This is a genomic window from Actinomycetospora aurantiaca (assembly GCF_037401875.1).
In the GTDB taxonomy this organism is placed as follows: domain Bacteria; phylum Actinomycetota; class Actinomycetes; order Mycobacteriales; family Pseudonocardiaceae; genus Actinomycetospora; species Actinomycetospora aurantiaca.
The window spans coordinates 41,703-59,214 of the sequence record NZ_JBBEGN010000003.1 but is presented as its reverse complement, the minus strand read 5'-3'; the positions used below and the strand labels follow the sequence as shown (position 1 = coordinate 59,214).

The following is a 17,512-nucleotide window of genomic DNA, read 5'->3' as shown; positions in this document are numbered from 1 at the left end:
CATCCGCCCGGGACACCGTCGGGGCTCCGGCACCTGGGGCGACGGGACGACGTGGGCGGAAGGTCTGATGACCGGCCCGGACGGGCCGGCATCGATCGGAGACCCGGGAGTCCGCCATGACCAGCACCTCGCTCCACCCCGCCACCGCCACCCCCGCCGCCGGCCGCGACCGGGAGCTGCACCGAGCTCGCACGGCGGGAGGCGTCCTGACCGTCGGCGCGCTCGCTTTCGCCGCCACCCCACTGCTCGGCGACCGCGGCGGCCAGGCCGTCGACGTCGTCGCCACCATGTTCCAGGTCGGGATCTGGTTCCTGGTCGCCACGATGTGGCGCACCCACGCGACCGGGCGGTCGCGCCTGGCCCGCAGCATGCTCGTCGTCGAGATGGGGCTGTTGTCCCTGGCCTCGCTCGCGTCGGTCCTGATGCTGCTGCCCGACGCGATCGGGAAGAGCGACCCGGTGATGGTCCTCGACGTGTTCTGGCCGCTGTCGATGCTGGGGATGGCGGTGGTCGGGGTGAAGGTCGCCGTCGCAGGCGTGTGGCGGGGCGCGCTGCGGTGCTGGCCGGCGGTCGCCGAGACCTGGGTGCTGTTCGTGATCCCGTCGATCGTCGTGTTCGGGGAGGTCGTCGGCGGCGTCGTCGCCGCGGCGCACCTGATGGTCGGCTACGCCGTCCTCGGCCTGCTCCTGGTGCTCCGACCGGACCTGACGCGCGGGTGAGCGGCGGCCCACGCCAGCGCGAGCTGCGCCCCGAGGATCGCGATGCCCAGGGGGACGTGGACCGCCAGGTGGCCGAAGTAGCCCACGGACACCTGGGCGGTCTCGGCGACCGGCAGCAGCAGCGCGACGACCAGGACCCAGGCGGGCATCCCGCCCGGCCGCACCGCGGGCACGGCCGCGACCGCCTGCACCATCCCGACCAGGATGAGCACGCCCCCGACCCCGCCGTGCCAGGCGGTCGCACCGTCGACGGCGTCCAGCAGGGCACCCGCGAGCAGGGCCTGCCCGACGACGAGCAGGGCGTGGACCGGCGCGATCACCCGGAACGGGACGCTCCAGCCGGTGCGCTCAGCCATGGTGGTGCGCCCCGGTGACGGGTCCGGCCGACATCCCCGGGTCGACCACCACGAACTGCCCCATCATCCCCTGGTCCTCGTGGGCGAGCAGGTGGCAGTGGTACATGAACGGCGTCACCGGGTCGGCGTGGCGGCCGAAGCGGAACACCACCCGCACCGTGCTCCGCGGCGGCACGTAGACCGTGTCCTTCCACGCGTGGGTGCCGAGCACCTGCCCCCGCGCGTCGTGGACGTGCAGGTTGTGCGGCCGGGTGTGGGTGTTGCGCAGCTCCCACAGCTCGACCGCGCCGGCCGGGACGACCTCGTCGACGCGGCGCATGTCCATCTCCCGTCCGTTGATCCGGTCGTCGCCCAGCTCGAGGACGCGGGTCGTGGCGCCGGCGGGCAGCACGAGCGCGGGGTCGTGCGGCAGCGTCGTCGGGAGCGGGGGTGGCGGCGCCGCGTCCGCCGGCGCCCGCAGCTCCAGGAGGTCGAGGGTGTCGCGCGCCCCGAGGGAGCGCTCCGTCCCGCTCACGGCGCCCAGGTCCTGCGGCAACGAGCGCAGCCACACCCGTGCTCCCGGCACGAGGTCGACGACGACCTCCGCGCGCTCCCCCGGCGTGAGCAGCACGTCCGCCGCGTCACGCGGCGCCGGGAGCAGGCCCTGGTCGGTCCCGACGAGCACCAGCGGCGCCCCGTCGGAGCGCGCGACGCGGTAGCAGCGGGCGGGCGAGGCGTTGAGCAGCCGCAGCCGGAGTCGGGTGCTGCTCGCCGCGAGGTAGGGCCGGACGGCCCCGTTGACCAGCACCGTGGAGCCGACCAGGCCGTGCGCGGTGCGGCCGGCCTCGTCGAAGGAGCCGTCGGGGGCGAAGGTCCGGTCGGTGACGACGACGGGGACGTCGTCGACGCCGTAGCGGTCCGGCAGGCCGGTGGGCTCCGGGTCGTCGACGAGGAACAGGCCGGCGAGGCCGCGGTGGACGTGCCGCTCGGTGCTCCCGTGCGGGTGCGGGTGGTACCAGAGGGTCGCGGCGGGCTGCTCGACCGTCCACTCCGGCGTCCAGGTCTCCCCCGGCGCGATCGGCTGGTGCGGGCCGCCGTCGGCGGTCGCGGGCAGCGTCATGCCGTGCCAGTGGGTGGTGGTGGTCTCTGGGAGGTCGTTGCGCACCCGGACGACGACCCGGTCGCCCCGCGTGGCCCGCAGCGTCGGGCCGCCGAAGGGCAGCCCGCCGTACCCCCACGTCGGGGTCGCCCGGCCGGCGAGGAACGACGACGTCCCCGCGCCCGCGACGAGGTCGAGGACCCGCCGTCCGGAACGGTCGGTGGCCGCCCGCGCGAGCGGCGGGACGACGAGCGGCCGTGGGGCGATCGGCGGCGGAGCGGGTGTGCGCGTGCTGCACCCGACGACGGCCGCGGCGCCCACCGCCGCCGTCAGGCCCAGGAAGCTGCGACGGTCCATCACGACGACGAGGCTGCCGCGCCGGACGGGTCGGCCACGTCGTCGCAGCGACGTGACCTGCGGCTACGCGCCCCGACGTAGGCACCCCGGGGTCATCTCAGGGTCCGACGAGGCCTGCCTCGTGGGCGATGACCACCAGCTGCACGCGGTCACGGGCGTCCAGCTTGACCAGCAGGCGCCCGACGTGGGTGCGCGCGGTGGCAGGACTGATGACGAGCTCGGCGGCGATCTCGCCGTTGGTCGCACCCCGCCCGACGAGACCCAGCACCTCGCGCTCCCGGGCGGTGAGCACGGTCAGCGCCCGGGCCGGCCGCCGCAGCGCCCCGCGGCGGACGACGTCCGCGATCAGCCGCCGGGTGACGCTCGGCGCGAGCAGGGCCTCGCCCGCGTGCACGACCTCGAGGGCGCGCAGCAGGGTGGCCGGGTCGCTGTCCTTGAGCAGGAATCCCGCGGCGCCGGCGACGAGGGCGCGGTGCACGTACTCGTCGAGGTCGAAAGTGGTCAGGACGAGCACCCGGGTCGCGGCCAGGTCGGGGTCGGCGGTCAGGGTCTCCAGGGCGGTGAGCCCGTCGACGCCGGGCATACGCACGTCGAGGAGCAGGACGTCCGGCCGGCACTCCCGCACCCGCGCGAGCGCCTCCGCGCCGTCCGCGGCCTCGCCACACATCTCGAACCCGTCCTCGGTCTCCAGCAGCACCCGCAGCCCGGAACGGATCAGCGGCTGGTCGTCGGCGACCACGACCCGGATCGGGGTGCTCACCGGGTCGCTCCCGCCGACAGGGTGGCCTCGACGACGAACCCGTCGGCGGTCGGCTCCCAGTGCAGCGACCCGCCGTGTCCGGCCGCCAGCTCGGCGAGCCCGCGCAGGCCCTGCCCCGCGCGCGGCGGCGGCACCGGGGTGCCGTCGTCGGCCACCCGGACCCGCACCGACCCGTCGTCGTGCCGGTCGATCCCGACCTCGACGTCCGTCGCGTCCGGGGCGTGCCGCACGACGTTGGTGACGGCCTCGCGCACGATCCGCGCGATCGCGCCGTCCACCGCCGGATCGCCGATGGGCTCCCCGGTGCACCGGACCGTGAGGCCCGCCAGCGTCGCGACCCGGACGACGTCGTCGATCCCCGCCGGCGCCGGGGTGGCCGCGTCACCGTCGCGCAGCACCCGCAACGTGGCCCGCAGTTCGGTGAGCGCGGACGACGAGGCCGCACCGATCGCGCGGAGGGCGGCCGCCGCCTCGTCCGGACGCCGCTCGGCGACGTGCGCGCCGACCCCGGCCTGCACCGCGATCATGGAGAGGCTGTGGGAGACGATGTCGTGGACGTCGCGGGCGATCCGGAGCCGCTCGGCCTCCACCCGGCGGCGCAGGTCGTCCTCGGCACGCTGGGCCGCGACCTCCCGCACGGCGCCCACCGCGATCCCGCACGCGACGGTCCCGACGATCCAGAGATAGCCGTCCGCCGGTGGCAGGCCGGGTCCGTCCCACAGCCAGAGGCTGAGTCCGGCCCACGTCACGACGAGGACGGCGCCGATGCCGATCGCCCGGGTCCGGCCGGTACGGCTCGCGACGGTGTAGATCGCGACCGCCACGAGGAAGCCGGCGGGCCCGTCGGGCTGGGCGAGCCAGTAGTAGACCGCGACGGGCAGCACCACCGCGACCAGCACCGTCACCGGGGCCCGCCGGCGCCACACCAGGGCGACGGCGCCGAGCGCGATCAGCGCGATCCCGATGGCGTCCGGCCACCGGCCCGTCGTCAGCGGGGTGGCCCCGAGCGCCGCGAGGCCGGCGCCCAGCCCGACCAGCACGTCGCGGCGGGTGGGCGGGGCCATGGGGGCAGGCTAGGGCGCGGCGACCCGGTCGGCGTCCGCCTCTCGACGTAGACGGCGGCTACCGCACCGCCGCCACCGGCTCGGAGCGGGCCTGCTTCAGCGAGTCCTTGTACGGGTCCGGCGACAGGAACGCCGTCACGATCGTGATCAGCACCATCGCCGACATGTAGATCGCGATCCAGTCGTAGCCGCCCGTCGCGTCGAGCAGGGCGGTCGCGATGACCGGGGCCAGGCCGCCCGCGAACACGCTCGCGCCCTGGGCCCCGATCGAGGCGCCGCTGTAGCGGACCTCCGGCTCGAACAGCTCCGAGAAGTAGGCCGGCTGCGGGGCGTACACCGCGGAGTTCCCGACGTTCACCGCGATCACGGTCGCGAGGACGATCAGCGGCAGCGAGCGGGTGTCCAGCGCCCAGAAGTACGGCCAGCTCATCGCGAGCAGCACGAACGAGCCCCAGAGTACGACCGAGCGGCGGCCGAATCGGTCGGCGGCCCAGCCGTAGAAGGGGATCGTCAGCAACCCGATCGCGGAGGCGACGATCACCGCGATCAGCAGGTCGCCGCGCGCCATCCCGAGCACGACGGTGCCGTAGGTCAGGACGAACGTGGTGTGGATGTAGAAGGTGCTGTTCTCGGCGAAGCGCAGGCCCGCGGCCCGCAGGACGTTCAGCGGCTGCCGGCGCAGGACGGCGAGCACCGGCTGACGCTCGATCCGGCCCTCCTGTTTCGCCGCCTCGAACACCGGCGACTCGGCGACCTTGAGCCGGATCGCGATCCCGACGACGACCAGCACGATCGAGGCCAGGAACGGCACCCGCCAGCCCCACGACACGAAGGCAGCGTCGGACATCAGCGCCGACATCGCGAGCAGGGAGACGTTCGCGGTCAGCATCCCGGCCGGGACCCCGATCTGCGGGAAGCTGCCGAAGAACCCGCGCCGGTGCGGCGGCGCGTACTCGACGGCCATCACCGCGGCCGCGCCCCACTCCCCGCCGAGCCCGATGCCCTGGATGATCCGCAGCACCACCAGCAGGATCGGGGCCGCGACCCCGATCGCCTCGTAGGTCGGCAGCAGGCCGACGACGAACGTGCCGCCGCCCATCATCAGCACCGACAGCACGAGCATCGACTTGCGGCCGATCCGGTCGCCGAAGTGCGCGAACACCACGCCGCCGAAGGGCCGGGCGACGAAGCCGACCCCGAACGTCGAGAGCGCGAGCAGGGTCCCGGTGAGCGGGTTCGCCGTCGGGAAGAAGACCTTGTTGAACACGAGGGCGGCGGCCGCGCCGTAGACGAAGAAGTCGAACCACTCGATCGACGTCCCGATCAACGTCGCCGACGCGACGCGGCGGGTCTCCTTGGCCGTCGGCTCCGGTCGTGCGTTCGGGGCAGGGTGCATCGGCGAACTCCTGACCGTGAGGAGGCGGTGAGGTGTGACGCGCACCATAGGGAGCTTCCGCCCGAGAACGCCAGGTTCGTCCCGCTGGGTGGGAGGAGGATGGCCGGCATGGGCGGACGGGTGACGAGCGATCTGCTGCTGGTGGGCAGCCTGCCGACGCCGTCGGCGGACGAGGCGTTCCGGGCCGGCGCCGGCCTCGTCGGGGACCTCGTCCCTGCCCTTCCCGACGGCGAGTCCGGTCCGTTGGGCGCGTGGGTCGCCTTCGACCGGACCCGGTTGCTCGAGCCGCACCCGGACGTCGAGGTCCTGGAGCCGACCGCCTCCCCCACGGGCCGCGCGCGGCACGCCTACGAGACCGCGCGGCTGACCGTGCGCGACGGGGTGGAGGCCCTGCGGTTCGACTCCTGGCCGCGGGTGCCGGTGATGCTGGAGTCGTACGAGCTGTTCACGCGGCTGCGCGCCGAGGGCGTGATCCCCGGGCACCAGCGCTTCCAGGTCAACTTCCCGTTCCCGTCGAGCGTGTTCACCGGCGCGTTCAAGGACCACTACGCCCGCGACTGGGCGGTCGTCGGGCCGGCGCTCGAGGACCTGGTGCGGCGCTCGGTCGACGAGGTCCTGGCCGTGGTCCCGGCGCACGACCTGGCGCTGCAGTTCGACCTCGCCTACGAGGTGCTCGACAACGAGCAGGTCCTGGGCTGGACCGAGGGCGGCCCGGACGGCGCGTGGGACCGGTTCGCCGGGCCGTGGTCGCGGCTCGCCCCGCACGTGCCCGAGGAGGTCCTGCTCGGCCTGCACCTCTGCTACGGGACCTTCCCCGAGTGGCCGATGTTCGAGGCCCGCGACATGGGGCTGCTCGTGCGGATGGCGAACCACGCGGGCGCGCACGCCGGCCGGCCACTGGACTGGCTGCACCTCGCCGGCCCGCGCTACCTGCGCAGCGAGGACCAGGCGTTCTTCGCGCCGCTCGCGGACCTCCGCGTGCCCGACACCCGGGTGTTTCTCGGCATCGTCCTGCCGATCGACGGCCTGCCCGGCCTACGCCGTCGGCACGCGACGGCCTCGCGGTTCCTCTCGGACTTCGGCGTTGCCATGTACTGCGGGTTCGGCCGGCAGCCGGGCCAGGACCCGGCCGAGACCCTGCGCGAGCACGCCGAGGTGGTCACGGGTCTCGGGCGGTCCTGAGCTGCTCGTGCAGGGTCGGCTCCGTCGCCGGCAGATCAGGTCTGCGCGACCGTCTCGCCCTTCTGCTCCGCCGCGTACTTGTCGGTCCAGGCCTGGATGGCCGCGCCGTTCTTGGCGTCGAGCTCGCCGTGGCGGCTGCGGGCCCACGCCTGGGCTGCGAGCAGCCGGCGCTGGGAGGGCTGGAAGGCCGGGATGACGTGGCGGGCGAACAGCTCGTAGTGCCGCTGCGTCGCCTCCCAGTTGGCCCAGTCGTGCTGCATCATCATGTAGCAGCCGAACCCGCCGTCGCTCTGGTCCATCAGCCGCTGGATCTGCGTGATCGCCTGGTCCGGGGTCCCGATGACTCCCAGCCCGGTCTCGTTGATCCAGGCCACGCGCTCCTCGAAGGTCTCGCCCTCCGCGCGGAAGGTCGGCAGCGCGAGGGTGCGCTGGGTGTAGTCGCAGAAGGTGTCGAAGCCGTACCGGACGTCCTCGATCGCCTGCTCCTGGGTCTCGGCGATGTGCATGGGGCCCACGAGACGCCACGACGCGCGGTTCGTCGTCTGGCCGGCCTTGGCGGCCTCGGCCTCCACCACCTTCCAGTGGTGACCGAGGACGTCGAAGCCCTCTCGGGTCGTGGCGCCGAGCGAGAGCAGGCCGAGGCCGTGCTTGCCGGCCAGGATCGGGCCGGCGGGCGACACCGTCGCCGCGACCGCGATGTCGAACACCGGGTCCGAGTAGGGCGCGAGCTGGGTGGCGGCCTCGACGAGGTCGTAGCGATCGGTGTGGTGGGTGACCCGGCCGTCGCCGTGCAGGAGCCGCAGCAGCACCTCGAGGTCCTCGCCCAGGGCCGGGCGCAGCGCGCTCGGCTCCAGCCCGATCATCGCGGCGTCGGTGGGCAGCGAGCCCGGCCCGACACCGAGCATCAGCCGTCCGCGCAGCAGGTGGTCGACGAGGATCGCGCGGTCCGCGGTCCACAGCGGGTGGTGGTAGGGCAGCGAGACCACGCCCGTGCCCAGCTTGATGTTGCGGGTCACCGCACCGACGTGGGAGATGAAGGTCAGCGGGTCCGCGATGATCTCGGTGCCCGCGCTGTGGTGCTCGCCGACCCAGGCCTCGTCGTACCCGAGCCGGTCCATCAGCTGGATCGTCTCGATGTTGCGCTGCAGCGACGTCGTCGGGTTCTGCGTGGGCGGGGAGTTGAACGGCGGCATGAAGATGCCGAAGCGCAGCTTGTTGACGGGGTTGGACACGGTTCTCCTCCGGGGGTCGGGGACGGGGATCGTCAGAGGGCGCGGGAGGTGTCCGGCGCCCAGGCGATCCGGTAGCGGCGGAGCTTCTGGTAGAGCGTGGCCCGCGAGATCCCGAGCGTGGCCGCGGCGACGGACTTGTTGCCGTGGCACTCCGCGAGGGTCCGCGCGACCACGTCGGCCTCGGCGGCCTCCAGCGGGCTGAACTCAGGGGTCGGCGCTACCGCGGCCGAGGTCGGGTCCGGGTGCAGGGTCAGCAGGGCACCGTCGACCCCGTCCAGCGGATGCACGCGCGCCCGGAGGCCGTCGCGCACCACGACGTCCGCGGACGGGCCCGCGTGACGCACCAGCTCCCAGACGGTCCGGTGCTCGAGCCCCCACGCACCGGCGACGTCGTCGGCGAACATCAGGGTGCTGGTCACGGCCACGACGGGAGCCGTGGTGCGGACCCGGCCCGACACGAAGGCGTCGAGGAGCGCCCGCTCCTCCCGCGACCCGTGCTCGGCGATGCGGCTCGACACGGTGTCGGCGAGGGACCTGGTCAGGGCGCGCAGGAACTGGTTGGCGTCCTCGGCGAAGCAGGTGACGTTGACGGCGCCGTGCATCCGCCCGGTCACCGGGTGCACCACCGGCGCGGCCACGCAGGCCCAGCGGTGGAACGCCTCGACATAGTGGTCGGGGCCGAACACGGTGGCGAGCTCACGGCTCTCCAGCGACGTCCCGATGCCGTTCGTCCCGACCCGCTGCTCGGCGAAGATCGAGCCGTGCTGCATCCCCTGCGCATCGAGCGCCCGCCCGATGGCCGGCTCGGAGACCCACCTCCACACGACGTGGCCCTGCGCGTCGGCCAGAGCCAGGCAGGCCGGGCCACCGGTCAACGAGTCCGCCGCCCGCAGCACCACCGGCGAGGCGATCCGCACGAACTCGCTGTCGGTGTCCACGTCGACGATCGGGATCTCCGTGCGAGCGGGGTCGACACCGCTCCACCGCGAGCGCCGCCACGACGTCAGCACCTGGCCGGAGACCCCGACGGGCTCGTGGCCCGACTGGAACACCTCCCACGCACGCCGCGACCGCCTCATCGTCACCTCCCGCCGGGTCGCCTGTGACCACTGACGCGGCGAGTATGCAAGCCGACGTCGACCCGTGGACTGTTCAGTTCCTGAACACCGCGCGACGTCGACCGGGACACGGCTCCACGCTGCAGCGGGTGACCGCGACGCCTCCCCGATTCAGCTGGGACCAGACCCGAGCAGCACTGGAATGGTCAGCCCGCCGCTTGCGCGGCAGCCTCCTCCAACACCCGACCGGGCACCGACCCAGCGACGGGTTCGGCCTCGGCCGTCGTGACCAACGGACCGTCGATGTCGGACTGGTAGCGCTGCCCGGTGAGCGTGACACGGCGATCGAGCGGACGGATGCTGCCAGTGCCCGGCGAGTCCACGACCTCCTTCAGACCCTCGGCGTCCTCGACCGAGCCCATCTCGACCCAGGCCACCACGACGACCGCGCGGTCTCGCCCGTAGGACACGCTGAATGTCGCTCGCTGCAGCGCCTCGCAGCGGTGCTGGATCAAGTACTGCCGAACGGCGCCCGTCGCGAGGTCGGCGCAGTCACGGGTCTCTGCCTGTCCGGTCGCTTTCGCCGTTGGATTCTGCAACGCCAACCGGGCTCGGGTCCTGGTCGACTTCTGCCTCGCGCTCCGCGCCGAGCGGACACTGACCGACGCCTGCTCGGTCAGCGCGGTCTCCGCCCCAGTCGAACTCCCTGCACCCGTTCCGACTCCACCGGCACCGACTGCTGTCACTCCGATCGCGCCGACGAGAACGACGGGCCCCCACGTGCGGGCGAACCTGCCTCTCGAGTCCCTTGGCTGGGGCATCCGTCCTCATCGTGTGGCCGCACCCGACGCGTCTCCGCAAACGCTAGATCCCGCGAACACGATCGGGTGGCTGCACGATCAGTCGGTCGCAAGATCCCTCGGATGGCCCATCAGCTGCACCTGCCCACAGCCCGGCGTTCTCGAGCCCGGCTGTGGCCGTCGGACATCTGCAGAACTCGGCATTCCGATCGCGGTGCAGACCGCCGGAGTGCGAGGTGCTGACAGTGGTCGATGCCGGGCTCGGAGCCTCGCCGCGCCTACGTGCCCGGCGCGAGCAGCAACCGCGTCACCGCGGATCGGGCCACAGTGGCGAGGTCCTCGCGGTCCATCCCGGTCCGGCCGAGCGCGACGATGCCGAGCTGGGCGGCGAGCACGGCGCGGGCGGTCTCCCCGGCATCGACGGCCGGATCGAGGTCGCCCTCACGCCGGGCCCGTCCGAGCGCCGCGGCGAGGAGCTCGGTGATCGCCGCGTAGGTGCGGCGGGCCTCGGCGGCGACGTCGGGGGTACTGACGGCGAGCTCCGCGTTGCTGTTGGCGAGCAGGCAGCCCCGGCGCGCGGCCGCGCCGGTCGGGTCGTCGGCGGGCCCGAGGAGGAACTCGCGGACCAGGTCGATGCCCCGCTCGGCGTCGTCGAGCCGCTGTCGGAGCGCCTGCAGGTTGGCGTCGTCGTACTCCCGCAGGACCCGCAGGAACACGCTGCGCTTGTCGCCGAACGCGCCGTAGAGGCTGCCCTTGCCCAGGCCGCTCACCCGCAGCAGGTCGTCGGTCGACGTCGCCGCGTAGCCCTTGTCCCAGAACTCGTCCCGGATCGCGAGGACCACGCGGTCCTCGTCGAACTGCCGAGGGCGAGGCATGCCGCCACGATATCTGTTCTTGACCGATCGGTCCAGATGCGGCACGTTGTGGACCGTACGGTCAACAACGACGCACGGAGGAACTCATGGCAGCGCTCGACGGCAAGGTCGCGGTGATCACGGGAGGGAACTCGGGGATCGGGCTGGCGATCGCGCGGGCCTACCGCGCGGAGGGCGCGCGGGTGTTCGTCACCGGCCGTCGTCAGGAACAGCTCGACGCCGTCGAGGCCGAGCTCGGCCCCGAGGTGACCGGGGTCCGCACCGACGTGGGCCGGCTCGACGACCTCGACGCGCTGTACGCGACGGTCGCCGAGCAGGCGGGGCGGATCGACGTCCTCGTCGCCAACGCCGGCATCGGGATCGCGGCCCCGCTCGGCGAGATCACCGAGGAGCAGGTCGACGCGATGTTCACCACCAACGTCAAGGGCACGGTCTTCACCGTGCAGAAGGCGCTGCCGCTGCTCACCCCGGGGGCGTCGATCATCCTCACCGGCTCGACCGCGGCGTCGCTGCCCCAGACGGCCCTGCCCGTCTACGGGGCGACCAAGGCCGCGATCCACAACGTGGCCCGCGGATTCGCCCAGAGCGCCGGGGCGCGCGAGTTCCGGATCAACGTGCTCGCTCCCGGCGGCACCCGGACCCAGGGCCTGCTCGACCTCGTTCCCGCCGACGACCTCGCCGCCCTCGGGACCATGGTCCCCCTCGGGCGCCTCGCCGAGCCCGACGAGATCGCGACGGCGGCCGTCTTCCTCGCCTCGGACGCCTCCAGCTACGTCAACGGCACCGCCCTCGCCGTCGACGGCGGGGTCATCGCGGCCTGACACCGCTAGCGCGGGCGAGGGTGCACCACCAGGCGGTCGCGCAGCTCGGTGACCACCTCGTGCAGGGCCTGGGGCGCCGACCGGCAGACGCCGGGCAGGCTCAGGTAGCCGTGCGGCATCCCGACGTACTCGGTGAACCGCACCGGCACGCCGGCGGCCCGGAGCGCCTCGGCGTAGCGCGACCCGTCGTCGCGAATGGGATCGTGCTCCGCGACCTGGACGAGTGCCGGCGGCAGACCGGCGTGGTCCGTCGCGAGCAGCGGGGAGGCGCGGGGGTCACGGGCCGCGGACGCGTCGTCGCCGAGGTAGTGACCGCGGAAGGCGCGGACCTCGTCCGTGGAGAGGACCGGCTGGTCGGCGTTGCTCGTCAGGGACGGGCTCGACAGGGTCAGGTCGGTCGCGGGATAGATGAGGATCTGGCTCGCGATCGCCGGCCCGGAGCGGTCGCGGGCGAGCAGCGACACCACCGCCGCGAGGTTGCCGCCGGCGCTGTCGCCCATGACCGCGAGGGGCCCGGCGTCCCCGCCGAGCTCGTCGGCGTGCTCGGCCACCCACGACGTCGCCTCGTAGCAGTCCTCGACCGCGACCGGGAAGCGGTCTGCCGGGGCGAGGCGGTAGTCGACCGAGACCACCACCGCGTCCACGTCCGCGGCGACGTTCGAGCAGAGCCAGTCCCCGCCCTCGACCGAGCCGAGCACCCAGCCACCGCCGTGGAAGTTCACGACGACGGGTCGGTTCTCCCGGCTCGCAGCGCTCGGTCGGTAGACCCGGAGCCGTCGTCGGCCGCCGGGCAGGTCGACGACCCGGTCGTCGACCTCGACGCCTCGACGGCGACGCCCGAACAGCCGGCCCAGGACGGCGGGCGGAGCGCCCTGCTGCTGGGCCCGCTCGATGTCCTGCGGGCTCATCGACGAGATCGAGGCGGTCCGCCGCATCGCACGCCCGAGCAGCCGCACCCTGCGGTCCATCGCCACCATCGGCCCGCTCCCCACGTCATCGTGTGTCCGGACGCCACGATAGGCGGGCGCCGGAGCCCATCGTGCCGCCCACGAGCCGTCCTCGTGATACTTATGGGACGTGCGTCCCGAAAGGCTCGTCGGCCTGGTGCTCCTGGCGGCTTCCATCCTCTGCGAGGTCGGCGGCACGCTGCTGCTCCACGCCTCCCGGGGATTCACCGAGCCCCTGCCGTCGGTGGGGGTGCTGGCCGGGTACGCGACCTCGATCCTGCTGTTCTCCCGCGCCCTCGGGTACGGGCTGAGCCTGGGCATCGCGTACGGCACCCTGACCGGGTGCGGGCTGGTGGTGGCCACGGTCTCGAGTGCGGTGATCTTCGGGGACCCGCTCGCCGAGTGGCAGGCCGCCGGGCTCGCGCTGATCCTGCTCGGCGCCCTGACCCTGCAGTCCGGCCCGCGGGCCACTGCGGAGCCCCGGCCGTGATCGAGGCGCTCCTGCTGGCGGGCTCGGTGATCGCGCAGGGCCTCGGGATCGCGGCGACCCGCGCGTCCGACGGTCTACGACGACGCGGCTGGGTGGCCGCGGCGTTCCTCGGGATGGCCGTGTCGGTGGTGCTCATGTCCCAGGCGCTCGCGCGAGGGCTCTCCCTCGCGGTCGGCTACGGCGTCTGGAGTGGCTCGGGCATCGTGCTGGCCGCGGCGGCCGGCGTCCTGGTGTTCGGCGATCACCTCCCCCGCCGCCACGCCCTGGGGCTCGCGATGGTGCTCGTCGGGGTCGTCGTGGTCTACGGCGCCGCCCCGTGACCGCCCCAGGCGACGAGAGCGTCGAGAGCGTCGAGACCGACGGGCGCCGACGACGGGGCCTGCGACGGCGGGCCGCGCTGATCGAGGCGGTCCTCGCCGTCGTCGCCCGCGACGGCGTAGCCGGGGTGTCCCACGGGTCGGTCGCCGCCGAGGCCGGGCTCCCCCGGAGTGCGGTCTCGCACCACTTCGATTCCCTCGACGACCTCCTGGCCGCGGCGCTGCGCTCGGGGACGGAGCAGCTCGTCGCCGCCGTGCCGCTCGTCCCGGTCGGCAGCGACCTCACCTGGTTCGCGACGGAACTTGTCGGTCTCTTCGGAAGCAACCGGGGCCGGGTCGCCGCCGGCTACGAGCTCTACGCGCTCGCGTCGCGACGTCCTGCGCTGCGCGATGCGGTCGGGCTCTGGACCGGCCTGCTCGCCGACCTCGCCCACCACCACACCGACGACCCCGACCGGGTGCGCGGCTTCGCGGTCGCGGTCGACGGCTACTTCCTCCAGGCTCTCGCCACCGGGACGACGCCGCGGGCCGACCAGCTCGAGACCCTGCTGCGAGCCGCGCTCGGCTGGCTCGACACTCCCCCCTGAGCGAGTGGATGCAGAATGCATCATTGCCCCGTTCGGCCCTATATGTGATCTACCTCGCTCCTTAGCGTCGGTGGTGCGGGTCACCTGACCTTGCGCTCGACGATGAGAGGTGATCAACGGATGGCTCTCGACGACGCGACCACCGCCTTCCTGGCGACGATGGCCGAGAGCGGCATGCCGCCGTTGCACGAGATGAGCCCCGCCCAGGCCCGCGGTCTGGGATCGGCCCTGCTCGAGATGTACGGGCCCGGCCCCGAGGTCGGGCAGGTCGTCGACCACACCGTCCCGGTCGAGGGCGGCACGATCACCGTGCGGGCGTTCACCCCGCGCTCCGACCCCCGTGCCGTGATCGTCTACTACCACGGCGGCGGCTGGGTGATCGGTGCGCTGGACGAGTTCGACACGCTGGCCCGCCAGCTCGTGGACCGCACCGGGGCGACGGTGATGCTGGTGGACTACCGGCTGGCCCCGGAGCACCGCTACCCCACCGCCGCCGAGGACGCCTGGGCCGCGCTGCGCTGGGTCGAGGCGCAGACCGTCGAGCTCGGGGTCCCGCTCGTCGTCGCCGGCGACAGCGCAGGCGGCAACCTCTCCGCGATCGTGACCCAGCGGGCCAAGGCCGAGGGCGGCCCGTCGCTCGCCGCCCAGGTCCTGGTCTACCCCGTCACCGACGCCGACGTGGACAACGCCAGCTACACCGACCCGGCCAACCAGCTCATGCTCAGCCGCGAGTCGATGGTCTGGTTCTGGGACCACTACGCCCCCGACGCCACCACCCGCTCGAACGTCGACGCCTCCCCGCTGCAGGCCCCGGACCTGTCCGGGCTCCCGCCGGCGATCGTGCTGACCGCCGAGCACGACCCGCTGCGCGACGAGGGCGAGGCCTACGCCGAGAAGCTGCGCGCCGCCGGCGTCCCGACCGTGCACCGGCGCTTCGACGGCCAGATGCACGGCTTCTTCACCATGGTCACCCTGCTGCCCGGGGCCGCCGCCGGCATGGACTACGTCGTCGAGCAGCTCGAGCAGTACCTCCCGGCGCGCACCGGCGCAGCCGTCTGATCCCGGGGTCCGTCCCCACTCCCCCACCCATCCCTCGCTGCGAGGGCGCTGCCGCGCGCCCGGAAACGGAACGATCATGACCGACCCACGGACCGTCGACGCCGTCGTCGTCGGGGCCGGCTTCGCCGGGATGTACCAGCTCTACCGCCTGCGCGAGCTCGGCCTCACCACCCGCGTGTTCGAGGCCGGCGACGGCGTCGGCGGCACCTGGTACTGGAACCGCTACCCGGGCGCCCGCTGCGACGTCGAGAGCATGTCGTACTCCTACTCGTTCTCCCCCGAGCTCGAGCAGGAGTGGAACTGGACCGAGAAGTACCCGGCCCAGCCCGAGATCCTCCGCTACGCGGACCACGTCGCCGACCGCTTCGACCTGCGCCGCGACATCACCTTCGACACCCGCGTCACCGCCGCGGTCTACGACGAGGCCCGGGAGCGCTGGACGGTCACCACCGACGGCGGCGAGAGCGTCGACACGCAGTTCCTCATCATGGCCACCGGCTGCCTGTCGCACTCGAAGCTGCCCGAGGTCCCCGGACTCGAACGGTTCCAGGGCCCGACCTACCACACCGCGCACTGGCCGAAGGAGGGCGTGGACTTCACCGGTCAGCGGGTCGCCGTCATCGGGACCGGCTCGTCGGGCGTGCAGTCCATCCCGATCATCGCCTCGCAGGCCGCCGATCTCACCGTCTTCCAGCGCACCCCGGCCTACTCGCTCGCCGCCAACAACCGCCCGCTCGAGCAGGGCGAGATCGACGAGATGAAGGCCCACTACCGCGAGTGGCGCGACGCCCAGCGCACGTCCGGCTTCGGGGTCCCGATCGAGCCGGCCACCCGGTCCGCGCTCGAGGTCAGCGACGAGGAGCGCCGCGCCAAGTACCAGGGCGCCTGGGACACCGGCACGCTGACCGCGATCATCGGCGGCTACACCGACACGCTCTCCGACCGCGCCGCCAACGACACCGCCGCGGAGTTCGTCCGCGAGAAGATCCGCGAGCGGGTCACCGACCCCGAGGTCGCGGAGACGCTCTCGCCGCGCAGCTACCCCATCGGCACCAAGCGGCCGTGCCTGGACACCCGGTACTACGAGACCTACAACGAGCCCCACGTCCACCTCGTCGACCTGCGGAAGACCCCACTGGTCGGGCTCACCGAGACCGGGGTGCAGACCTCGGAGAACGCCTACGACGTGGACGCGGTGGTGTTCGCGACCGGGTTCGACGCCATGACCGGCGCCCTGAGCGCCATCGACATCCGCGGGCGGGGCGGGGTCGCGCTGAAGGACAAGTGGGGCGAGGGTCCGCGGTCCTACCTCGGCCTCGGCGTCGCCGGCTTCCCGAACCTGTTCACGATCACCGGTCCGTCGAGCCCCAGCGTGCTCTCGAACATGATCGTCTCGATCGAGCAGCACGTGGAGTGGATCACCGACGCGGTCGGGCACCTGCGCGAGCACGGCCTGACGACGATGGAGGCGACCGTCGAGGCCGAGGACGAGTGGGTCGCCCACGTCGCCGAGGTCGGCGACGCCACGCTCTACCCGCAGGCCGACTCCTGGTACATGGGCTCCAACGTGCCCGGCAAGCCACGCGTGTTCCTGGCCTACATCGGCGGCGTCGGCGCGTACCGCGAGCTGTGCACGCAGATCGCCCGGGACGGCTACCGCGGCTTCACGCTGCGCGGCGCGCTCACCCCGGCGTGACCCGAGGTCGGAGTGCGTGCTCCTGGCATCATCATGGGCCTCGCCAGTCAGGAGCACGGACCCGATGACCTACACCGTCCCGCCCAGCCGCCGGGAAGCCATCGTCCGCCAGCTCCGCGACGAGATCGTCACCGGCCTCCTCGCGCCCGGGACCGTGCTGAAGGACGCCGAGCTCGCCCGGCGCCTCGGCGTGAGCATCACCCCGGTCCGCGAGGCGGTCGCCCAGCTCACCACCGAGGGCCTGGTCGACCTCGCCCCCAACCGGATCCGCCGCGTCAGCGTGGTCACCCGCAAGAACGCCCTCGACCTCATGGACGTCATGGGCGTCCTCGCCTGCACCGGCGTCGCCTGGGGCGTCCCGCACCTCACCGACGCCGACCTCGCCCGCATGCGGACGCGGCTCGACGACGCGACGTCCGCTCTCGAGCGGGGCGACACCACCACCGCGGGCGCCGCCGGGGCCGACGTCAGCACCATCATGATCACCGCCGCCGGCAACGAGGAGCTCCAGGCCCACGTCGACCTCACGGTCACCCGCACCCTCCGGCTGCTCGCCCTCACCGCCGACGACGACCTCTGGCGCATCTGGAACGACGGGTACCGCGACATCATCGAGCTGCTCGGGATGGGCCGACCCGACGACGCGGTCGAGCGCTACCGGCGCATCTTCGTCGAGGCCCGCGCCTACGTCGCGCGCATGCCGTTCGACTCCTGACCT

General features: G+C 73.3%; 19 protein-coding genes. 9 read left to right on the top strand and 10 right to left on the bottom strand.

The window, feature by feature from the left end; translation table 11 throughout:
* Nucleotides 1–116 precede the first annotated feature (116 nt).
* Nucleotides 117–719 carry a hypothetical protein gene (locus tag WCD74_RS08110; protein ID WP_337694333.1) on the top strand — a complete coding sequence of 201 codons (603 nt, stop codon included), beginning with the start codon at nt 117–119 and terminating at the stop codon, nt 717–719.
* On the opposite strand, the gene WCD74_RS08105 is transcribed toward WCD74_RS08110, so the two are convergent.
* The 5 genes from WCD74_RS08105 to WCD74_RS08085 all read right to left on the bottom strand — a co-directional run bounded on the left by WCD74_RS08105 (nt 665) and on the right by WCD74_RS08085 (nt 5,730).
* On the bottom strand, nt 665–1,075 hold the full coding sequence (locus tag WCD74_RS08105) for a hypothetical protein (protein WP_337694332.1): 411 nt from the start codon (nt 1,073–1,075) through the stop codon (nt 665–667). The genes WCD74_RS08110 and WCD74_RS08105 overlap by 55 nt on opposite strands.
* On the bottom strand, nt 1,068–2,510 hold the full coding sequence (locus WCD74_RS08100; RefSeq protein ID WP_337694776.1) for a multicopper oxidase family protein: 1,443 nt from the start codon (nt 2,508–2,510) through the stop codon (nt 1,068–1,070). Before WCD74_RS08100 ends, WCD74_RS08105 begins: the two co-directional genes overlap by 8 nt.
* Before the next feature lie 97 nt (nt 2,511–2,607).
* Nucleotides 2,608–3,270: a response regulator gene (locus WCD74_RS08095; protein ID WP_337694331.1), complete on the bottom strand. Its 663-nt coding sequence runs from the start codon at nt 3,268–3,270 to the stop codon at nt 2,608–2,610.
* A complete protein-coding gene (locus tag WCD74_RS08090; protein WP_337694330.1) occupies nt 3,267–4,334 on the bottom strand; it encodes a sensor histidine kinase in 1,068 nt (355 codons plus the stop codon). The genes WCD74_RS08095 and WCD74_RS08090 overlap by 4 nt, the downstream gene beginning before the upstream one ends.
* 58 nt (nt 4,335–4,392) lie before the next feature.
* Nucleotides 4,393–5,730, bottom strand: coding sequence for an MFS transporter (locus tag WCD74_RS08085; RefSeq protein ID WP_337694329.1), 1,338 nt, complete (start codon nt 5,728–5,730; stop codon nt 4,393–4,395).
* Nucleotides 5,731–5,838: 108 nt separating this feature from the next.
* Between WCD74_RS08085 and WCD74_RS08080 the strand changes: the two genes are divergently transcribed.
* Complete coding sequence (locus WCD74_RS08080; RefSeq protein WP_337694328.1) at nt 5,839–6,912, top strand: hypothetical protein; 1,074 nt, start codon at nt 5,839–5,841, stop codon at nt 6,910–6,912.
* A gap of 35 nt (nt 6,913–6,947) precedes the next feature.
* On the opposite strand, the gene WCD74_RS08075 is transcribed toward WCD74_RS08080, so the two are convergent.
* The 4 genes from WCD74_RS08075 to WCD74_RS08060 form a co-directional block, all read right to left on the bottom strand.
* Nucleotides 6,948–8,144, bottom strand: coding sequence for an LLM class flavin-dependent oxidoreductase (locus tag WCD74_RS08075; protein ID WP_337694327.1), 1,197 nt, complete (start codon nt 8,142–8,144; stop codon nt 6,948–6,950).
* 32 nt (nt 8,145–8,176) lie between these two features.
* Nucleotides 8,177–9,223, bottom strand: a complete 1,047-nt coding sequence (locus WCD74_RS08070; protein ID WP_337694326.1) for a helix-turn-helix domain-containing protein — start codon at nt 9,221–9,223, stop codon at nt 8,177–8,179.
* Nucleotides 9,224–9,408: 185 nt separating this feature from the next.
* The gene (locus WCD74_RS08065) at nt 9,409–9,807 is read right to left on the bottom strand and encodes a hypothetical protein (RefSeq protein ID WP_337694325.1); all 399 of its coding nucleotides are present in this window, start codon (nt 9,805–9,807) and stop codon (nt 9,409–9,411) included.
* Nucleotides 9,808–10,280: 473 nt separating this feature from the next.
* A complete protein-coding gene (locus WCD74_RS08060) occupies nt 10,281–10,877 on the bottom strand; it encodes a TetR/AcrR family transcriptional regulator (protein WP_337694324.1) in 597 nt (198 codons plus the stop codon).
* 86 nt (nt 10,878–10,963) lie between these two features.
* On the opposite strand from WCD74_RS08060, the gene WCD74_RS08055 reads away from it, so the two are divergent.
* Nucleotides 10,964–11,698 (top strand): SDR family NAD(P)-dependent oxidoreductase, encoded by a 735-nt coding sequence (locus WCD74_RS08055; RefSeq protein ID WP_337694323.1) that lies wholly within the window; start codon nt 10,964–10,966, stop codon nt 11,696–11,698.
* 5 nt (nt 11,699–11,703) lie between these two features.
* On the opposite strand, the gene WCD74_RS08050 is transcribed toward WCD74_RS08055, so the two are convergent.
* The gene (locus tag WCD74_RS08050; protein ID WP_337694322.1) at nt 11,704–12,666 is read right to left on the bottom strand and encodes an alpha/beta hydrolase; all 963 of its coding nucleotides are present in this window, start codon (nt 12,664–12,666) and stop codon (nt 11,704–11,706) included.
* Between the two features lie 109 nt (nt 12,667–12,775).
* Here WCD74_RS08050 and WCD74_RS08045 point away from each other — a divergent pair, with 109 nt between their 5' ends.
* The 6 genes from WCD74_RS08045 (at nt 12,776) to WCD74_RS08020 (ending at nt 17,509) form a co-directional block, all read left to right on the top strand.
* Nucleotides 12,776–13,135, top strand: a complete 360-nt coding sequence (locus tag WCD74_RS08045; protein ID WP_337694321.1) for a DMT family transporter — start codon at nt 12,776–12,778, stop codon at nt 13,133–13,135.
* Entirely contained in the window at nt 13,132–13,455 is a 324-nt protein-coding gene (locus WCD74_RS08040; RefSeq protein WP_337694320.1) for a DMT family transporter, read from the top strand. The genes WCD74_RS08045 and WCD74_RS08040 overlap by 4 nt, the downstream gene beginning before the upstream one ends.
* Nucleotides 13,452–14,039, top strand: a complete 588-nt coding sequence (locus WCD74_RS08035; protein WP_337694319.1) for a TetR/AcrR family transcriptional regulator — start codon at nt 13,452–13,454, stop codon at nt 14,037–14,039. Before WCD74_RS08040 ends, WCD74_RS08035 begins: the two co-directional genes overlap by 4 nt.
* Before the next feature lie 120 nt (nt 14,040–14,159).
* Entirely contained in the window at nt 14,160–15,098 is a 939-nt protein-coding gene (lipP1, locus tag WCD74_RS08030; RefSeq protein ID WP_337694318.1) for a LipP1 family hormone-sensitive lipase, read from the top strand.
* Nucleotides 15,099–15,174: 76 nt separating this feature from the next.
* Nucleotides 15,175–16,794 (top strand): flavin-containing monooxygenase, encoded by a 1,620-nt coding sequence (locus WCD74_RS08025; protein ID WP_337694317.1) that lies wholly within the window; start codon nt 15,175–15,177, stop codon nt 16,792–16,794.
* 64 nt (nt 16,795–16,858) lie between these two features.
* Nucleotides 16,859–17,509 (top strand): GntR family transcriptional regulator, encoded by a 651-nt coding sequence (locus WCD74_RS08020; protein ID WP_337694316.1) that lies wholly within the window; start codon nt 16,859–16,861, stop codon nt 17,507–17,509.
* Nucleotides 17,510–17,512: the final 3 nt, after the last annotated feature.